4 protein-coding genes are annotated in these 20,595 nt (G+C 68.0%); 1 reads left to right on the forward strand and 3 read right to left on the reverse strand.

Translation table 11 applies throughout. The features are described 5' to 3' along the window. Positions 1-17: 17 nt before the first annotated feature. The 3 genes from C666_RS20365 to C666_RS04715 are packed head-to-tail and all read right to left on the reverse strand — an operon-like array spanning position 18 to position 18,975. Positions 18-554 carry a hypothetical protein gene (locus tag C666_RS20365; protein ID WP_154666229.1) on the reverse strand — a complete coding sequence of 179 codons (537 nt, stop codon included), beginning with the start codon at positions 552-554 and terminating at the stop codon, positions 18-20. After that, complete coding sequence (locus C666_RS20215) at positions 551-17,230, reverse strand: two-partner secretion domain-containing protein (protein ID WP_004334419.1); 16,680 nt, start codon at positions 17,228-17,230, stop codon at positions 551-553. Before C666_RS20215 ends, C666_RS20365 begins: the two co-directional genes overlap by 4 nt. A 32-nt stretch (positions 17,231-17,262) precedes the next feature. Beyond that, positions 17,263-18,975 (reverse strand): ShlB/FhaC/HecB family hemolysin secretion/activation protein, encoded by a 1,713-nt coding sequence (locus C666_RS04715; protein WP_004334421.1) that lies wholly within the window; start codon positions 18,973-18,975, stop codon positions 17,263-17,265. Between the two features lie 266 nt (positions 18,976-19,241). Between C666_RS04715 and C666_RS04720 the strand changes: the two genes are divergently transcribed. Beyond that, on the forward strand, positions 19,242-20,423 hold the full coding sequence (locus C666_RS04720; RefSeq protein WP_004334423.1) for a glycosyltransferase: 1,182 nt from the start codon (positions 19,242-19,244) through the stop codon (positions 20,421-20,423). Positions 20,424-20,595: the final 172 nt, after the last annotated feature.

Below are 20,595 nucleotides of genomic sequence, written 5' to 3' on the forward strand. Positions count from 1 at the left end.
CTACTATTTTCTAATCCTTAATAACGCCCAGTATGAAAATGCTCCAGATCGAACTTCCCGGTGTCGGGGTCGAAATAGCGCCGCTCATAGATGTCACAATGAAGCCCGATATTGGCCCACATCCAGGGGCGGCTAAAATCTCTGATGCCATCTCCGCATCCCCAGCCTACTTGCCAAAAACCTTCTGTAGGAAGTTTGGCCACTTGCTCTGGCGTGTGGACATAGCCTGGCAGGTGTTTGGACAATGGCTTCGGTGCTTTCAAATGACAGCGAAAGCTACCGTTAGCATTGTGGATTGCAGCATTATCGGGGTGAACATATGGTTCGGGGGATCCTCTAGGGTAAAGTACGACCAGTCCATCAAGAAGCGGAGTTGGGTAAAGATCGATCCATTGGTCAAACATGATAGTGATGGTCTTGGCGCCCAAGGTCCAAGTGGCCCCTCTAGGGGCTGGCTGATTTTGTGTTATTAGTTTTATTTTTCCGCTATCAGTGAGCATTGGACCGATAGTCTGACCATTCTTGTCCAGATAGTATAGTTCTTGCATCTTCACTGCGTTCTCGAAATTGGACGAGGATTGCGGGAAATGTCGCCGACCAAATATTCTGAATTCTCTAAAAGATAGGATTGCCATAAGGATTTTCCTGTCGCAGGGTCTTTGGTGTCCTTTCGAATATCAATTAACAATTCTATCTGCTGTCCGCCTCCAGGATATTGCTGTCCTGTCTGAATGAGCTCGCCTTGCGCATTTCTAAAATACTCATCCTGGGGGCCGACCATGCCACGACGGGTGGGCAGAGGCTGCCTGACGGTATATTCTCGAATGACCAAACTATCCATTATCGTGTTGCCCTCATGGATCAGTTCCTGTGGATTCTTCCACTCCGGCAGCAAGGCCAGTTGCTGCCTCGCCTCGTTGAGGTCAGTGTAAATACGTGTTCCGGCCCAGCCGCCCGGTCCTGAGGCGCTTGCGTTTTCGATGATGTACAACCTTTGACCCGGCTGGGCAAGCACATCGCGCACCGCGGTGCCGGGCATGTAGGGGGCCTGGGCGCCACTGGTCAGCGAGAGATAGGCATTGACGGCTTCCGCGCTGTTTCGGTTACCGTCCTTGAAGGCGGTTACGCTGTTGATGGCCAGGAGCTCATCCGGCGTGTATTGGGCGAGTCGGGTGGTCAGGTGTTCGATTTCCGCTGGCCGCGTTTTGTCGATCAACTTGTTAACGAGTACGTTGGCGGTGGCGACGCCCAATCCGGTGGGTAGTGCTTCTCCCAGTCCCAGATCTGCGGCGGTAATGCCCAGTTGATTCAGGCAGAGCACCGGATTGGCGGTGCAGGCGGAAATGAATTCTGTGCCGGCCGCTGCGATCCTGGGCGCCAGCTTGGCAGCGAGTGCCGTTCCGCCTCCGCCGGTAAGCAACAGGGCGGCAGCCATCGCGCGTTTACCCTGATCCGTTTCACGATCGATATAGGTGCGCAAGGCTTCCGGTGTTGGATTGCCGCCCAGCAGATTGCGATTCAGATGGGTATGGGCGAAATCCTGGTAGGCCTTGCTGTTGTATGTTTCGACGTAGCGTGCCGGATCGTAGAAATCGGCTTGCAGATGCTGACCGTCGGCGGTTCGCGTGGTGAAGTATTTAATCTCCCTGCCGCCCGTGTCGATGAAGCTTCCAGCTTCTGCTCCGACTTCCTGCAGGAAGAGCTTCGCCTGGGCGTTCAGGTAAGAATTGCCGTCGTTTGGTGTGATCTGGTCAAGATAGTCGACCTGGTCGGCTGCGTTCTCGGCAAGGATGTTGAGGGCTTGTGTTTCATCCAGGACCAGGCCTTCGCGCTTCATCCGTTCAATGAATTCGGCTACCCGCTCTTCGATGAGATCGATTTCTCGCGGATGCAACTGTCGATTGTTTGCATCGACATTCATCCCCATTGCCGTGCCGGCGGTGCTGCCACCGGAGACGACGGCTCCGATGCCGGCGGCCGTGGTGCCGGAGATCAGCTGCCCGGCGAGGTCTGCCACACCATCGCTGGCACCAGCGTTCTTGAGCTCTTGGGTGATGCTGTCCTGGAATCGATCGAGCAGGGGAGCGGAACTGGCCGCCGCGCCGGCGCCCAAGGCGCCTTCGACCCCGCCGCTCAGGCCGCCGATGGCGGCGTGCAGGGCGATGCGGTAGGCGCCGCCTTCTTCCCATTTGGCGGCTTCTTCGGTGTTGCCTTGTCTCCGAAGTTCGTTGGCCTGGGTGGCAGCGAAGTCGGCCGCGACCTTGGGAGCGTATTGGTTGAAGGTCTGCGTGATCCTGACCTGCGCATCGATCTCCTTCTGCACCGCCTCCGCATCGAAGATCGGCGCGATGCCGGTGGGCGCGTCGCCCGTGCGCACTGCAGTGTCCCCTGCGATGCCGCTGATGCCGGCGGTGGTGATGCTGCGGGCGCTGTCGCTGTCTTCGCCGAAACCGGCGCTGGTGCCTTGCGGGGTGAATGCCCCATCGAAGCTCACACCCGTACCGATGTTCAGGCTCGCGCCCTGGGCATCGTACTCGGCCCTGTTTTCGAGGTCGGCGAGCGTTAGGGTGCCGCCGGTGCTGAAGCGGTTCCGGCCTTCTTCCACGGCCTGATCGGTGCTGGCGATGGCCGCGCCGGTCAGCGTGGTGTCGCCGCCGACCTTGACGTCGAAGCCGCCGTCGCCCGCTTCGATGCCGCTGCGCTCGGTGACACTGGCGTAGTCGCTGTCGATGTTGCTGCCGGCCAGGCTGATGCTGCCGGTGCTGGTGGCACCGTAGCAGAAGGGCGGGATGCACAGGCTGAGGCTGAAGCCGGCATTTTTCTGCCTGCTGTCGTAGGTGTGGATGTCCTGCAGGCTCTCGATGACGAGGTTGCCGCCGATGTTGGCCGCGACCCGGTCGGCGGAGACGACGGCGCCCCGGAAGGCGGTGTCGCCGCCCGAGGTCAGCGTGGCGGTGTCGCCGGCCTGGACATGGGTGTGGGTCCAGGTGTGATCGTCGCCGTCGGCGTCGCCCCGGGCCTGGCTGGCACCGAGCTGGAGGGTGAAACCGTTCTGGCTGCCGCCCAGCGCAAAGCCGATGCCGATGCTGGCGCTGCTGCTCGTGTTGTCGCTGTGCTGCTCGGCGCGGTTCTCGGCGGCCAGCAGGCGGATTTCATCCTCGGCGGCGAGGGTGGCCTTGCCTCCAGCCGTGACCTGCGCGCCGCGCAGCGTGAGGTCGCTGTGCTCGCCCGCCCCCGTGGCGCTGATGCGGATGTCGCCGCCGGCCTGCACGGTGGAGCCCGTGGCGGTATCGGTGGTCTGGGTGCTGCTTTGCTTGCTGCTGGCGCTGCCCACGCTGATGCTGATGTTGATGCCGCCCACCTTGTCGGCGGCGTTGGCGTCGCGCCCGGCGATGGCCTCGCCCTTGTCGTTGAATTCGGTGGCGATCTGGCCGTCCTTGCCGGCGATGGTCGTGCCCTGTCCGGCGATCACCGCATCGTAGGCAGTCTTGCCGGCCAGCGCAGTGCTGGCCGCGGCCAGTGCGTGCATGCGCCCATCGTCGGTGTCGCTGACGGCCTTGCCGAGTTCGCGCACGGTCTGCACGGCGCTGAGCACCGGGCTGCTGATGCTCAGCGTCAGGCCGGACTGCTTGAACTTCTGCTCGAAGCGGTAGGCGCTGGCCTCGCGCGCCTCGACGATGTCGACGGTCTGCGCGGCGATGTCGATGTCGCCGCCCGGGGCGAGCACGTCGCTGCCGGTCTGGGTGTACTGCCGCCCGGCCACCAGGGTGATGTTGCCCTGGACACTGCCGACGGTGCTGCCCACGGCGGTGGTGGCGTCGGTGTCGGTGTTCTGCGTGAGCTTTTGCGAACCGACACTGAGGCTGGCGCCCGAAGTGGACAGGCCGCTCTTCTTCTCCTTGCGGAAGTGGGTCTCGGCATGGGTTTCGGTGGCGGCTTCGATCCTCAGGTCGCGTCCGGCGGCCAGCGTCAGGTCCGTGGTGGCGACGACGTTGCTGCCGTGCACGCTCAGATCGTTGCCGGCGGCCAGCGCCACGCTGTCGCCGGAGAAGGTGCTGGCGAGCGCGGTGCGTTGGTCCAGGGTGTCGAGGGTCTCGCGGCTGCGCTTGGACAGCGCGTTGCCCTTGCTGCTCTTGCGCCAGCGCTCGGACGACAGCGTGGCTTCGCCGGCGTCGATCGTCAGGTCGCGCGCGGTCGAGGCGGCCAGTGTGCCGCCGGCAGTCACGTCGGCGGCACGGGCGGAGAGGTCGCGTCCGGCGGACAGCGACAGATCGCCGGCCGTGTCGATGAGGGTGCCGCGCTCGGTGCTGCTGTCCTCTCGCCAGCGGTTGCCTTTGCTGGAGGTCGAGGCCTGGCTGGTTTCGGTGACGGTGCCGAGCACCAGATCGCGCCCGGCGCCGAGGCGGGTGCTGCCGTCGCCGGCATTGCTCACGGCCGCGGCCAGCAGGCTGAGGTCTCGTCCGGCGGCAGCCACCAAGGTGCCGCCTTCGCCGGTAACGTACAGGCCGGCGACGCGCTCGATGGCGGTGCGCTGCACGGTGGCATTGGCTGCGCGGCCTTCTGCCGGGGCGTAGTCGCGGTCGACGGTGGTGCTTTCAATGCTCAGGTCGCGGCCGGCGCTGGTCTGCAGCGTGCGTTCGGCGCGGATCTGTCCGCCGAGCACGGCGAGATCCTGGCTGGCCTGAACGGTGACGTCGCGGCCGACGACGGTGCCGCGCTCGACGCTGATGTCGGTGCCGGTGAGCAGCACGGCCTGGCGGCCGGCGATGGTGCCGCTGGTGAAGAGTTCGCCGGCGGTGTCCAGGGCGACGTTGCCGCCGGCCAGCAGCGCGCCTTCGGGGGTGAGGTCACCCTGCCGGATGCTGGCGTAGATGCGCGGTACCAGCACGCGCTGGGTGCTGCCGTCGGCCAGGGTCACGCTTTCCTCGACCAACCATACGATGTCGGTGGTCAGCCGTGCCATCTGTTCGGCCGAGAGTGCGACCCCGGGCACCAACTGCCATTCTCGGGCGTAGGTTACGCCGGCATTCATCAGCGCGCGGTACTGCGCTTCGTCGTCGGCGTGGCCGGGCAGGAAGCGCCGGCCGGTGAGCTGGGCGATCTGCTCGGTCAGCAGGCGCTGCTCGTAGAAGCCGTCGCCCAGGCGTTTCTGGATCAGCGCGGGGTCCAGGCCGAGTGCTTCGAGCATGTAGTCGGAAGACAGCCAGGTTTGATAGTGGGTGAAGGCCGGATCGGTTTCGATCAGGTAGCCGGCAGGGCCGTCGGGCTGTATGTGGTAGAGGCGGCTGGCGGGCAGGGCCAGCGCGGGCGCTGCGGTGGCGACGATGGCCGTGGGGGCGTCGCCGCTGCTGGCGGCAGCGGCCCGGGTGATGCGGGTGATGGTGCCGCCCGTGCCGTGCGACGTTTCGTGCGCGATGATGTCGGTGGCAGTCTCGGCCTGGGCGCCGTCCGCCGGGGCGGTGTCGGCCGTCAGGGTTCGTGCCGATGCGTCAGGCTGGATGGCGGTGGCGAGCGGGGCGTCGGTTGCCGGGTCGGTTTGGGCGGCGGCGGCCAGGTCGGTGTCGGCGCGGGTGGTCCGTGCCGTGCTGTCGGGCCGGGATGCGGTGGCGAGGCGGGTGTCCGCGTTCGCGGTGTGGACGGCCGCGCCGGGTTGGGGGGCGGTGGAGATATCGGTGTCGGCGGCCGCGGTCTGCGCCGTTGAGCCGGGCTGGGCGGCGGCGGCCAGACGGGTGTCGGCGTTTGCGGTCTGTGCCGATGCGTTTGGCTGGGTGGCGGTGGCCAGGCCTGTGTCTGCGCTCGCGGTTTGCGCCGCCGCGCCGGGTTGGGACACGGTGGCGAGATGCGTGCCGGCGCTGCCGGTCGCGGCGGCCCGTTGAGCGTTGACGCCGTGGTCCGTGTCGGTTTGTGAGTCTGCCGTGCTGCCGATGAGGGCGGGGTCGTGGCTGGCGGGGGGGAGGGTGCCGGGGGCGGCGCCGGTGGCGTCGACGACCGGCGCGGCATTGTGCCGGATGCTCAGGTTGTCGATGCGTTGGGTGAAGCTGCCCGTCAGCGTGCCGCCCGCGCTGATGATGCCGAGTACGCTGCCGATCAGGGTCTGGGTGCTGCTGGCGGTGGTCGTGGCACCGTGATCGCGGCTGACCCAGTGCCACAGGTGCTCGGTCGAGGTGGTATCGGTTTGCTCGAAGAGTTCGGCGCCGGTATTGAGCAGCGTCGAGCCGGTAAGCGCCATGTCGCCGCCGGACTGGATGATGCTGTAGCGGTTGTCCAGCGTGCCGGCGTTCAGCGTCATGTTGCCGCCGGCGCGCAGGATCGCCGCCGGCGAATCGGCGGTGATGATGTCGCGCTGGTATTGCCGGGTGGTGGCGATGTCATAGGTGTAGTCGCATTCGTTCTCCGGGTCGCGGCAGACCTGCCGGTAGGCTGTCTGCGAAACGCCTTGCTGTTCGAGCGCGGCGACCATCCGGGCGAGGTGCTCGGGGTACTCGGCGGCCAGCGTGTCGATGATGACGCGCCAGATGGCGGCGGAGTCGCTCATCGACATCAAGGGGTGGGCATTGACGGCCGCTGCCAGGCGGGCACGTTCGGCTTCGGTGAGCCCGCCGCCGGTGGGGCCGTCATAGCCGATGAGGTCGCCCCATAGGTTGATGAATTCGTGGTAGGCGCCCCAATTGCGCCGGTAGACGGGGAAGCTGTCCTCGTTATCTTCGGTGAATGTGAAGGCGTTGACGAGCGCTTCGTCCGGTGCACCGCCCAGCATCTTGGCCACGATGTTGATGTAGCGGTCGCGTATGTAGTCGCGCCAGATGCCGATGCTCGACTCTGCGATCGGCCAGTGGAATTGCAGGCCGGGGGCGTAGTCGAGCAGGTCGATGCCGCCCTGCGGGCCGCTGCTGGGCTGCCGCTCCATGTCGAAGGTGCGCTTGCGGTTGATGAGGCTGGCCGTGTCGATGGCGAGGTTTCCCGTAGCTTCGATGGTGGCGCTGACGTTGTCGATGCTGTCCGCCTGCCCGGTGGCCCGGCGATTCGCGTCCAGGCTGCCGCCAATGGACAGGTCGCCGGCGGAGAAGATCAGGGCTTCGTCGCGGTTGTTGAGCGCGCCCACGCCCAGGTCGAGGCGCTCGCGGGCGGCGATGACCGGTGCCGAACTTCCGTCGGCGAGGTTGTTTAGGGTGCCGGCGGTAATGGCCAGGTGGTCGCCGTAGATGCGTCCGCTGCCGAGGTTGTCTAGCGTGCCGGCCTGGATGCGGGTTTCGCCGCCGTCGATCAGGCCGTGGTTGTCCAACGTGCCGCTGACGGAGATGTCCAGCATGCCGCCGGCCAGGGTTCCGGTGGCCTCGTTGGTCAGCGACGAGGCTTTCAGGACGAGTTCGTCCCCGGCGCGGACGGTGCCGCTGTTGCTCAGCGTGCCGGTCGTCGTCATGCGGATGTCGCCGGCGGTGGAGATTTCGCCAGTGTTGACGATATCGGCGTCCAGGTCGAAGGCGAGGTCGCTGTTCGAGCGCAGCCGGCCGTCGCCCGAGATGCGTCCGGCATGCAGCGAGAGTTCGCCGTCGGCAATGAAGGTGCCGCCCAGGTTGTCGATGGCCAGCGCGCGTGTCGCGCTGTCGTCGAGGACGGTGAGTGTCGTCCGCGAACTCACCAGGCCGCTGCGGTTGTCGATGGTTTGGCCGCTGCGCAGGATGAGTGCGTCGTCGGCGCGTAGCGCGCCGTCGCGGTTGTCGATCTCGGGAGCGGATATGTCGATGGTGTGGCCTTCGATGCCCTTGTCGGTGGCCTGGGTGGCGGCGTTGACCAGGCGCGCCGTCTCGGCCGTCAGCGCACCGCCCGCGCGCATCAGGCCGCTGCGGTTGTCGATGAGGCTGATGGCGCGGATGTCGAGATCGCCTGCGGTTTGCATGTTGCCGCCCTGGTTGTCGAGGACGGTCGCGGCCGCAAGGTCCATGCCCGCCTGGGCAAGCAGATGTCCGTCCTGGTTGGCGATGCTTTCGCCATCGATGCCCAGGACTCCGCCCGCGCGAACAAAGCCTGCCGTGTTGTCCACGGTGCCGGCTGCGATGGTGATGTCGCCCTGGGCGATGAGGCCGCCGCTGTCGGCGGTGTCGCGGTTGATGAGCGCCTGGCCGTGGGTGTCGACGTCGAGGGTGGTGCCGGCCTGGATCAGGCCGGCGGTATTGTCGAGCTGGCCGCTGTCGATGGCGAGAGCGGTTTCAGTAACGATCTGGCCGTGGGTGTTCTCCAGGGCCTGCTCGTGCGTGTCGATCTGGGCTGCGCGGGCGACGAGGGTGCCGTGCTCGTTGGTCAGCCCATGGCTGGAGAGCGTGAGATCGGTGGCGGCTTCGATGCGGCCGCTGGTGTTGTCGAGGATGCCGCCGGTGTCGATGTCTGCCTGCCCGGCCACGGCGCCGAGCGTGCCGCCATCGTTGTCGAGGGCGCTGGCGGCGGCGATGTCGAGGTTCTTGCCGGCGACGATCCGGCCGGCGGCGTTGCCGAGCACATCGGCGCTTCGGATGGACAGGTCGTCCTGGGCGCTGAGCGTGCCGCCGTCGTTGCGCAGGGCGCCGGTGGTGGTGTTCAGGACCAGGCTGCCGTCGGTGACGATCTGTCCGTCGTCGCGGTTGTCCAGCTCGCCGGCCGTCAGGCCGAGCGAGGCGGCGCTGGCGATCAGGCCGCCGCGGTTGTCCACCTGGCCGGCGACGGCAAGGGTGGCGAGGTCGCTACCGGCCTGGGTGATGCGGCCCTGCCGGTTGTCCAGCGCTTGTGCGTCGAGGGCCAAGGTAGCGCCCGTGCCGATGGTGCCGCCGACGTTGTCGAGTTCGCCGGTAGCCAGCGTGAGCGTGCCCTGGGCGAGGAGGCCGCCGTTGTCGGCGGTGTCGCGGTTGATGAGCGCCCGGCCGTGGGTGTCGAGGTCGAGGGTGGCGCCGGCCTGGATCAGGCCGGCGGTGTTGTCGAGCTGGCCGCTGTCGATGGCGAGAGTTGTTTCGGCGGCGAGTTGGCCATGGGTGTTGTCCAGGGCCTGGCCGTGCGTATCGATCCGGGCTGCGTGGGCGATGAGGGTACCGTGGTCGTTGGCCAGGCCGCGGCTGGACAGCGTGAGATCGGTGGCGGCTTCGATGCGTCCACCGGTGTTGTTGATGGCACCATCGGCGGAGATGTCCGCCCGGCCGGCGACGGCGCCGAGGGTGCCGCTGGTGTTGTCGAGGGCGCCGGTGGCGGCGATGTCGAGGTCCTTGCCGGCGACGATTCGGCCGGCGGCGTTGCCGAGTGCGTCGGCGCTTTGGACGGCCAGATCGTCCTGGGCGCTGAGCGTGCCGCCGTCGTTGGCCAAAGCGCCGGTCATCGTGTTCATGACCAGGCTACCGTCGGTGACGATCTGTCCGCCGTCGCGGTTGTCCAGCTCGCCGGCCGTCAGGCCGAGCGAGGCGGCGCTGGCGATCAAGCCGTTGCGATTGTCGATCTGGCCGGCCACGGAAATGGCGGCCGGGGTGCCGCCGGCCTGGGTGATGTGCCCGTGCCGGTTGTCCAGTGCCTGTGCGTCGAGGGCCAGGGCGGCACCCGTGCCGATGGTGCCGCCGGTGTTGTCCACGGCTCCGGCGTCGAGCGTGAGATTGCCTTGGGCAAGGAGGCCGCCGCCGTCGGCAGTGTCGCGGTTGATGAGCGCCTGGCCGTGGGTGTCGAGGTGGAGGGTGGTGCCGGCCTGGATCAGGCCGGCGGTGTTGTCGAGCTGGCCGCTATCGATGGCGAGTGCAGCCTCGGCGGCGATCTGGCCGTGGGTGTTGCTCAGGGCCTGGCCTTGGGTGTCGAGGCTGACTGCGCGGGCGATGAGAGTGCCGTGGTCGTTGGTCAGGCCGTGGCCGGACAGGGCGAGCGCTGTGGCGGCTTCGATGCGTCCGCTGGTGTTGTTGACGGCGCCATCGGCGGTGATGTCCGCCCGGCCGGTGACGGCGCCGAGCGTGCCGCCGGTATTGTCGAGGGTACCGGCGGTGTCGATGTCGAGGTCCTTGCCGGCGACGATCCGGCCGGCGGCGTTGCCGAGCGTATCGGTGCTTTGTATGGACAGGTCGTCCTGGGCGCTGAGCGTGCCGCCGTCGTTGCGCAGAGCGCCGCTGGTGGTGTTCAGGACCAGGCTGCCGTCGGTGACGATCTGTCCGCCGTCGCGGTTGTCCAGCTCGCCGGCCGTCAGGCCGAGCGAGGCGGCGCTGGCGATCAGGCCATCGCGGTTGTCGATCCGGCCAGCTACGGCAAGGGCGGTGAGGCCGCTACCGGCCTGGGTGATGCGTCCGCCGTGATTGGAGATCGAAGCGGCATCGAGCGCGAGGGCGCCGGTTGTGCCGATGGCACCGCGGGTGTTGTCCACGGCTCCGGCGTCGAGCGTGAGATTGCCCTGGGCGATGAGGCCGCCGCTGTCGGCGGTGTCGCGGTTGACGAGCGCCTGGCCGTGAGTGTCGACGTCGAGGGTGGTGCCGGCCTGGATCAGGCCGGCGGTGTTATCGAGTTGGCCGCTATCGATGGCGAGGGCGGCTGCGGCAGCGATCTGGCCGTGGGTGTTGCTCAGGGCCTGGCCGTGGGTGTCGAGGCTGACTGCCCGCGCGAACAGGGTGCCGCCATCGTTGTTGAGGCCCTGGCCGGACAGCGTGAGATCGGTGGCGGCTTCGATGTGTCCGGAGGTGTTGTTGACGGCGCCATCGGCGGAGACGAGCGCCTGCCCGGCAACGGCGCCGAGGGTGCCGCTGGTGTTGTCGAGGGCGCCGGCGGTGGCGATGTCGAGGTCCTTGCCGGCGACGATCCGGCCGGCGGTGTTGCCGAGCACATCGGTGCTTTGGACGGACAGGTCGTCCTGGGCGCTGAGTGTGCCGCCGTCGTTGCGTAGGGCACCCGCCGTGGTGCTCAGAGCCAGGCTGCCGTCGGTGACGATCTGCCCGCCGTCGCGGTTGTCCAGCTCGCCGGCCGTCAGGTCGAGCGAGGCGGCGCTGGCGATCAGGCCGCTGCGGTTGTTGATGTGGCCGGCGACGGCAAGGGCGGTGGGGTCGCTGCCGGCCTGGGTGATGCGTCCGCCGTGATTGGTGAGGGCGCTCGCATCGAGGGCCAAGGCGGCGCCGGTGCCGATGGTGCCGCCGACGTTGTCCACAGCCCCTGCGTCGAGCGTGAGATTGCCTTGGGCGAGAAGGCCGCCGCCGTCGGCGGTGTCGCGGTTGATGAGTGCCTGGCCGTGGGTGTCGAGGTCGAGGGTGGCGCCGGCCTGGAGCAGGCCGGCGGTGTTGTCGAGGCGGCCGCTATCGATGGTGAGGGCGGTTGCGGCGGCGATCCGGCCGTGGGTGTTGCTCAGGGCCTGGCCGTGGGTGTCGAGGCCGACCGTCCTTGCGAACAGGGTACCGCCATCGTTGTTGAGGCCGTGGCCGGACAGTGTGAGATCGGTGGCCGCCTCGATGCGTCCGCTGGCGTTGGTGACGGCGCTATCGGCGGTGATGTGTGCCCAGCCGGCGACGGCGCCGAGGGTGCCATCGCTGTTATCGAGGGTCGCGGCGGCGATGTCGAGGTTCTTGCCGGCGACGATCTGGCCGGCGGCGTTGCCGAGCGCGTCGGCGCTCCGGATGGACAGGTCGTCCTGGGCGCTGAGCGTGCCGCCGTCGTTGGCCAGAGCGCCGGCCGTCGTGTTCAGGACCAGGCTGCCGTCGGTGGCGATCTGCCCGCCGTCGCGGTTGTCCAGCTCGCCGGCCGTCAGGTCGAGCGAGGCGGCGCTGGCGATCAGGCCATCGCGGTTGTCGATCCGGCCAGCGGCGGCAAGGGCAGTGAGGCCGCTACCGGCCTGGGTGATGCGTCCGCCGCGATTGGAGAGCGTCGCGGCGTCGAGGGCGAGGGTGCCGGCCGTGCCGATGGTGCCGCGGGCGTTGTCCACGGCTCCGGTGTCGAGCGTGAGATTGCCCTGGGCGATGAGGCCGCCGCCGTCGGCGGTGTCGCGGTTGATGAGTGCCTGGCCGTGAGTGTCGACGTCGAGGGTGGTGCCGGCCTGGATCAGGCCGGCGGTGTTATCGAGTTGGCCGCTATCGATGGCGAGGGCGGCTGCGGCAGCGATCTGGCCGTGGGTGTTGCTCAGGGTCTGGCCTTGGGCGTCGAGCTGGATAGTCCGGGCGACGAGGGTGCCGTGGTCGTTGGCGAGGCCATGGCTGGACAGGGTGAGATCGGTGGCGGCTTCGATGCGTCCGGCGATGCCGGTCAGATTGCCGCTGGCACTGATGTCTGCCCGGCCGGCAATGGCACCAAGCGTGCCGCCGGTGTTGTCGAGGGCGCCGGCGGTGTCGATGTCGAGGTTCTTGCCGGCGACGATCTGGCCGGCGGCGTTGCCGAGCGCGTCGGCGCTTCGGACGGACAGGTCGTCCTGGGCGCTGAGCGTGCCGCCGTCGTTGTGCAGGGTGCCGGTGGTGGTGTTCAGGACCAGGCTGCCGTCGGTGAGGATCTGCCCGCCGTCGTGGTTGTCCAGTTCGCCGGCCGTCAGGTCGAGTGAGGCGGTGCTGGCGATCAGGCCGCTGCGATTGTCGATCTGGCCGGTGACGGCAAGGGCGGTGAGGTCGCTGCCGGCCTGGGTGATGCGTCCGCCGTGATTGGAGAGCGTCGCGGCATTGAGCGCGAGGGTTGCGCCCGTGCCGATGGTGCCACCAGCGTTGTCCAGTTCGCCGGTGGCCAGTGTGAGCTTGCCCTGGGCGAGGAGGCCGCCGTTGTCGGCGGTGTCGCGGTTGATGAGCGCCTGGCCGTGGGTGTCGACGTCGAGGGTGTTGCCGGCCTGAATCCGGCCCTCCGTGTTGTCGAGGGCTCCGGCGGTGGCGATGTCGAGGTTCTTGCCGGCGACGATCTGGCCGGCGGCGTTGCCGAGCGCGTCGGCGCTTCGGACGGACAGGTCGTCCTGGGCGCTGAGCGTGCCGCCGTCGTTGTGCAGGGCGCCGGTGGTGGTGTTCAGGATCAGGCTGCCATCGGTGATGATCTGCCCGCCGTCGCGGTTGTCCAGTCCGCCGGCCGTCAGGTCGAGCGAGGCGGCGCTGGCGATCAGGCCGCTGCGGTTGTCCAACTGGCCGGCGACGGCAATGGCGGTGAGGTTGCTGCCGGCCTGGGTGATGCGCCCGTTGCGATTGGACAGGGTGCCCGCGTCGAGGGCGAGGGTGCCGGCCGTGCCGATGGTGCCGTTGGTGTTGTCCACGGCGCCAGTGCTCAGTGTGAGGTCGCTTTGGGCGAGGAGGCCGCCGCTGTCGGCGGTGTCGCGGTTGATGAGCGCCCGGCCGTGGGTGTCGACGTCGAGGGTGGTGCCGGCCTGGACCAGGCCGGCGGTGTTGTCGAATCGGCCGCTGCCGGCAGTCAGGCGGGTTTCGGCAATCAGTTGGCCGTGGACGTTGCTCAGCGCCTGGCCGTGGGTATCGATATGGATCGCGCGGGCGCTCAGGCTGCCATGGTCGTTGACCAGTCCTTGGCTGGACAAGTCGAGCGCGGCGGCGGCTTCGATACGTCCGTTGGCGTTGGTGGCGGTGCCGTTCGCGATGATGTCCGCCCGGCCGGCGACGGCGCCGAGGGTGCCGCTGGTGTTGTCGAGGGCGCCGGAGGCGGTGATGCCGAGATCCTTGCCGGCGACGATCCGGCCGGCGGCATTGCCGAGCGTATCTGCGCTCTGGAGGGCCAGGCTCCCTTGGGCGCTGAGCGCACCGCCGTCGTTGTGCAGGGCACCGGCCGTGGTGCTCAGGATCAGGCTGCCATCGGTGATGATCTGCCCGCCGTCGCGGTTGTCCAGTCCGCCGGCCGTCAGGTCGAGCGAGGCGGCGCTGGCGATCAGGCCGCTGCGGTTGTCGATCCGGCCGGCGACGGAGAGGGCGGTGAGGTCGCTGCCGGCCTGGGTGATGCGACCGTGCTGGTTGTCCAGCGCCTGTGCGTCGAGGGCAAGGGTGGCGCCCGTGCCGATGGTGCCGTTGGTGTTGTCCACGGCGCCGGTGTCTAGCGTGAGACTGCCCCGGGCGAGGAGGCCGCCGCTGTCGGCGGTGTCGCGGTTGATGAACGCTTGGCCGCGGGTGTCGATGCCGAGGGTGGTGCCGGCCTGGACCAGGCCGGCGGTGTTGTCGAATCGGCCGCTGTCGGCAGTCAGGCGGGTTTCGGCAATCAGTTGGCCGTGGACGTTGCTCAGCGTCTGGTCTTGGGCATCGATCCTGATGGCCTGGGCGAACATGGTGCCGCCGTCGTTGCGCAGGGGGCCGGCCGTGGTGCTCAGGATCAGGCTGCCGTCGGTGACGATCTGTCCGCCGTCGCGGTTGTCCAGCTCGCTAGCCGTCAGGTCGAGCGAGGCGGCGCTGGCGATCAGGCCATCGCGGTTGTCGATCTGGCCAGCCACGGCAAGGGCGGTGAGGTTGCTGCCGGCTTGGGTGATGCGGCCGCCGCGATTGGAGAGCGTCGCAGCGTCGAGCACCAGAGTGCCGGCCGTGCCGATGGTGCCGCCGGCGTTGTCCACGGCTCCGGCATCGAGCGTGAGATTGCCTTGGGCGATGAGGCCGCCGCTGTCGGCGGTGTCGCGGTTGATGAGCGCCTGGCCGTGGGTGTCGACGTCGAGAGTGGTGCCGGCCTGGAGCAGGCCGGCGATGTTGTCGAGGCGGCCACTATCGATGGAAAGGGTGGTTTCGGCAGCGATCCGGCCTTGGGTGTTGCTCAGGTCCTGGCCTTGGGCGTCGAGCTGGACGGTCCGGGCGAAAATGGTGCCGTGGTCGTTGGCGAGACCATGGCCGGACAGTGTGAGATCGGTGGCCGCCTCGATGCGTCCGGCGGTGCTGGTCAGATTGCCGGTGGCGGCGATGTCCGCCCGGCCGGTGACGGCACCGAGGGTGCCGCCGCTGTTGTCGAGCGCACCCACGGCGGTGATGTCGAGATCGTGGCCGGCGACGACCAGGCCGGCGGTGTTGCCGAGTGCGTCTGCGCTCCGGATGGACAGCTTGTCTTGGGCGCTGAGTGTGCCGCCATTGTTGATCAAGGCGCTTGTCGTGGTATCCAGGGCCAGGCTGCCGTTGGTGACGATCTGGCCGCCGTCGCGGTTGTCCAGCCCGCCGGCCGTCAGGCCGAGCGAGGCGGCGCTGGCGATCAGGCCGCCGTGGTTGTCCAGTTGGCCGGCAATGGAGATGACGGCCGGGGTGCCGCCGTTCTGGATGATGCGTCCGCCACGGTTGGAGAGTGTGCCGGCGCTGAGGGCCAGGGTATCGCCCTGGGTGGTGGCGTTGTCCAGGTCGATGGCGCCGGCGTCGAGATCGAGCGTGCCCTGGCTTGCGATCAGGCCGCTGCTGCCGTCGAGGCGATCCGTGACCAGGGCCAGCGTGCCGCTGCCGGCATGTTCGATGCTGCCCCCGGTGTTGTCGATGGCCGCTGCGGCCAGCGTGAGATGGATGCCGTTGCTGGCGATCTGTCCGTTGCTGTTGTCGATGCGGCCTTGCGGGGAGAAAGCCAGTGCCTCGGTGCCGGTGTAGCGCAGCGAGCCATATGCGTTGAGGATGTCGTGCGAGGCAAGGGCGAACCGCCTGGAGACGGTGAGCCTGCCGCCGCCGTTGTCGAAGCTTGTGCTGTCGAAGCTGGCGTGGGCGACGTCGACCGTGCCTTGGTTGCGGAAGGTGTCGCCTGCGACGGAGAGCCGGTCGAGGTTCAGCGTGCCGGCATTGGTCAGCGTGTGCTCCGTTGCCAGGGTGAGCAGCCCGCTGGCGGTCAGTATGCCGGTGTTGATGAGTTGGTCGCGGATGGCGATGCGGCCGTCGGCGAACACGCGTGGTGTGGCTGTGCCGACGCTCACCACGGTACCGCCGGTGTCGGCCGGCGCATCGATGACGCCGGCAGCGGCGGATTCGAGGCTTTCGCTGCCGCCGCCGTCCGTTCCGCCGCTTTCGCCGTTGGCCGGCCTTGGCGCGAGATTGCCGATGAGCGCGCCGGCAGCGTTGTCGACATGGCCGGCGTCGAGGCGGAGGGCCTGCATGCCGCTTTGGCGCAGGGTGCCTGCGGCGTTGTCCAGCGCGCCTGCCCGGATGTCCAGGCGTTGCCCGTCGAGCATCCCCGCGTGATTGGCGAGGGTGCCGGAGACGTCGAGGCGGAGTTCTTCGCCGGCCTGCATCAAGCCGCTGTTGGCCAGATCGTCCTGGCTCGCCAGCGTGATGGCGGTGGCGCTGGAAAGCGTGCCGCTGTTGTCCACGCCTCGCGCTTCGATGGCGAGGGCGTGTTCGCCGGCCAGCATGGCGCCGCGGTTGATGAGTCGCCCTTCGGCGGTGACGAGCACGTCGCCGGCGGTTGCGGCGAAGGTGCCGGCGTTCCTGACGCCGACCCCGGCCTCGGTGCCGACCAGATGGATCTTGCCGGCGTACATGCCGCCGAGTTGGGCGACATCGACGGCAAAGCCGGGCGCCGCGCCGCTGCCGGCGATGGGGGCCGCCTGGCTGTGGCCGGCATCGACGACGTTGGCGCCGGTGGTGATCTTGAGGGTCTGCGCCCAGAGGCCGGCGTTGACTTCGACCGCGCGGGCGATGAGGTCGGTGTAGCCGAGGTTGGTGGTGTTCATGCCCGCGCCGGCAATGCGGATCGTGCCGTTCTCGACCCGATAACCGTCCAGGTCGCCGCCGGTGACGATGGGGGTTCCGGTGGTCAGTGTGGCGCGGTTGGCATTGATGAAGCCGCAGCCGTCGCAGGTGATGCCGGCCGGGTTGGCAATGATGAGCTGCGCGGTGCTGCCGGCGATTTCGATGTAGCCCAGAAGCTGGCTGGGGTTGGGGGAGATGACTTCGTTGAGGATGACGCGGGCGTCGCCCGCGGCCAGCCAGGGGTTGCCCTGGATCCATCCGCCGAGCTGGGACTGGATGTTGCCACGGCTGTTGTTGAGGATGGCGCCCTGCGCCTGGATGTCGAACTGTCCGTAGGCGTTGCGCGATACGCCGGCGGCGCTGGGCGTCTGGATGTTGACGACGGGAATGCCGTTGCCGGCCTTCAGCACCGTCGCCTGCTGGTTGGCCGGGGCCTGCTTGTAGGCGACGATCTGGGCCTGGGCGAGCGACGGGGAGCCCAAGGCGAACAGCGTGGCAACGCAGACCGGACGCAATCTGGCCAGGGCGAATCCATTGGATGGGGTGGCCGTGCCCCCCGCTGTGCCGCGGGGTGATCCTCCTTGCGCCATGGCCGTTTCGGCAACGGCCATGAGCATGCCGCGCAGACGGTTGAAAACGAGACGGTGGCAGCGGGCGTTCATGACGATGTTCCTTCTGAATGGTGCGTGGCGATTCAGAGACTCAGGGTGAGGTTGAAGCCGCTGGCATGACGCGGCGTCTCGAAGTCTCCGGGCTTGGCCAGCGGCTTGCCGGTGAAGATCTCCCACGCGAGCCTGTTCCATGTGCCGCGCAGGCCGACGACCGCGCCGGTGAGGCGCCGGCCGACCAGGAGGCTGGCGCTCGGCCCGCCGACCTGACCGTGATCGAGCCCGGCGTAGAGTTCCGCGCCCAGGGGGCCGATCCGCCAGCCGAGTTCGTTGCGCAGCAGCCAGCCGCGCTCGGCCATCAGCACCGATTCGCCGTCGAAGCCGCGCACGCTGTAACGCCCGCCGATGGAAAAGCGGTCCTGCGGCACGAGCGGCGTGCGGTTCCACTGGGCGCGCCAGACGCCCAGATAGCGGAAGTCGTGCCCGAGCGCCCGGAAGGGCAGGTCGAGGCTGGCATCGGCGCTGAGGATGCGTGGTTTGTGGGTGCCTTCGCCAAAAGCTTCTTCGACGGCGGGGGTGGCGTCGAAGGCGCCGGTGCCGCGCCGCCACGCCAGGTTCAGGTCGGCGACGGCCCTGCCTGCGAAGCTGCGGTGCTGGACGCCGAACTCCCATCCGCCCATGCGCCGGCGCTGGACCTCGATTTCGGTGTCGTCGATGAAGCTGGCCGATTTGCTCATGTAGCCGCGCAGGTAAAGGCTGGTCTTGCTGCGGCTGTTGCGATGCACGAGGTGGGCCAGGCGCGCTTCGTAATTTTCACTGGTGCCGCTGTAGAGGTAGTCCTGACTGGCGCCGGCGACGGTCTGGTGGTAGCGGTTCTTGCTCGCAGTCAGGCCGAACAACCAGTAGCCGTACGGCACCGAGTAATGCAGCGTGTGCCCGCGGGTGCCGCGCTCGCCGGGGTCCTTGCCGCGCTGCCCGCCGATGTCGTGGGTGAAGTGGGCGTAGAACAGATCGTTGAGGGTGAACAGGTGGTCGCCCGACAGGGTGGCCGAGCCGATGTAGCGGCCGGTGCTTTCGGCGCCGCCGTCGTTGGCGGAGAGCGTGATGCGAAACGGGAAGGCCTGTTTCCAGGTGATGAGCAGATCGCTTTCGCCGGGTTCGCCGCCGGGCACGATCTGGATGTCGGCTTCGGCGGTGGGTACGCGCTTGAGGTTTTCCAGCCCTTGTTCGATGTCGCGCAGATTGAGGATGTCGCCAGGGCTTGCCGACATGGCGTTGAACGCATTGGCGCGCGCGCCGCTATCGGGCGCGAAGCGGATGTGGCGTATGCGGCCGGGAAGGATCGTCAGGGTGAGGATGCCCGCGCGCAGGTCCTGTGCGTTGGCCAGCACGCGGGTGGTGACATAGCCCCGGGCGATGATGGCGTCCTGCACGCGCTGCATGATCAGGGCGATGCCGGTGCTGCCCAGGCAGCGGCCGTCGGCCAGCGTGCCAGCGGGGTCCGCTGCTGCAAGCGCCCAGGCGAAGGCCTGTGCCGAGCCGTCCAGGGCGATCTCGCGGATGGTGGTGCAAGGCGTTTCCGATGCGGGGAAGTCGCTGGGGAGGGCGGTGTCGGCCGGCGTGTGCAGCCTGACGTCGGGCATGGTTTCCAGTTGTTCGCGCAGTGCGCGCTCGCGTGCCTGCTGGCGCTGCTGCTCCTGGGCATCGATGCTGCCGGGGCTGCCTGACTGGGCCATCGCGGTGCCCACGGCGGCGATCAGTACGGCGGACGTTGTGACCCATCGGGCGATGGTGTGCATTCTGCCCGCATTTCCCGGATGGCATCTCGTCCTTGCTGTGATGTCTCCCCGCATGAGTTCCGACACTGTTTTCTGATTTATTCCAATGGAAACATGTTAATGCTATTTGTATGCGATCGGATATGCAATGGAACTTGACGGGAGAGCGTGCGCTGCGTCACTCATCTGACTGGAATGATCCTTGTCACGGGCTTGTCATCCCGCTGTCGTGCGAGTGTCACGCGGGCTGGCTAGAAAGGCTAAAGACCTGACGGCGGAGGATTGAAATGCGTGTGTTGATGGTGTCCGACGTCTATTTCCCGCGCGTCAACGGCGTGTCCACGTCGATCGAGACCTTTCGCCGCGAGCTTTCCGGCCTGGGGGTGGAGGTGCGCCTGGTGGTGCCGCGCTACGGCGACGAAGCGGATGAGCCCGGCATCGTCCGTGTCGCCGGCCGGCCGGTGCCGGGCGACCGGGAGGACAGGTTGGCCGGCTGGCGGAGAATGCACCGGGCGGTGCTGGAGGCGGCCCGAGGCTGCGACGTGATCCACGTGCAGACGCCCTTCGTGGCCCACTATGCCGGCCTGGCGGCGGCGCGCAGGCTGGGGCTGCCGGTGCTTGCCACCTATCACACGCTGTTCGAGGAATACATCGCGCACTATGCGCCTTTCCTTCCCGCCGGCTGGCTGCGCGGGTGGGCGCGCGGGCTGTCGCGCCGGCAGTGCAATGCCCTGGACGCGGTCGTCGTGCCGTCGCGGGCGATGCGCCAGCGGTTGCTCGACTACGGTGTGGCCCGCGACCTGCACGTGTTGCCGACCGGCATTCCTCTGGCCCGCTTCAATGCCGGCGATGGCGAAGCCTTTCGCCAACGGCACGGCATTCCGCTGGACCGGCTGGTGGCGCTGTACGTCGGCCGCGTGGCCCACGAAAAGAATATCGGCTTCCTGTTCGATGCCGTGCTGCATGCCAGACAATCGTGCCCGGGCATCTTGTTGGTGGTTGCCGGCGAAGGGCCGGCATCCGGCGAACTGCAGTCGCGGGCGGCGGCGTTGGGGCTGGGTGATACGGTGCGTTTTATCGGCTACCTGGAGCGCCGCCGGGAGCTGCCCGACTGTTATGCCGCCGCCGACGTCTTCGCCTTTGCCTCGCGCACCGAAACCCAGGGGCTCGTGCTGCTCGAAGCGATGGCGGCCGGACTGCCGGTGGTCGCGTTGTCGGAGATGGGGACTGCCGACATCCTGGACGCCGGGCGCGGTTGCGTGACACCGCCCGATGACCCAAGGCGGTTCGGCGATGTTCTCGCCCATCTGTTGTCGACGCCGGCGATCAGGGAACAGCTGGCCGAGGATGCCCGCGCCTATGCCGAAGTCTGGTCGGATGCGGCGATGGCCAGGCGCATGGCCGATGTATACGGCGCGCTGCGCCATGCACGGACGCCGGCTGGCGCAGCGCTGGAAGCAGGCAACTGACGTCGCGCTTGCGCCGCGGGAAGGGTCAGAAGCTGTGGCGCAACATGATGCTGGCCTCGGTCTGGCGGAAGCCGAAGGCCCAGTCGAGGTTGCTGCGATTGCGGCTGTGGCGCACGCGCAGTTCCGGCACCAGCCCGGCGATCTTCCAGCCGTTGGCGCCCAGGCTGACGAT

This window comes from Thauera linaloolentis 47Lol = DSM 12138, from assembly GCF_000310205.1.
GTDB classification, from domain to species: Bacteria; Pseudomonadota; Gammaproteobacteria; order Burkholderiales; family Rhodocyclaceae; genus Thauera; species Thauera linaloolentis.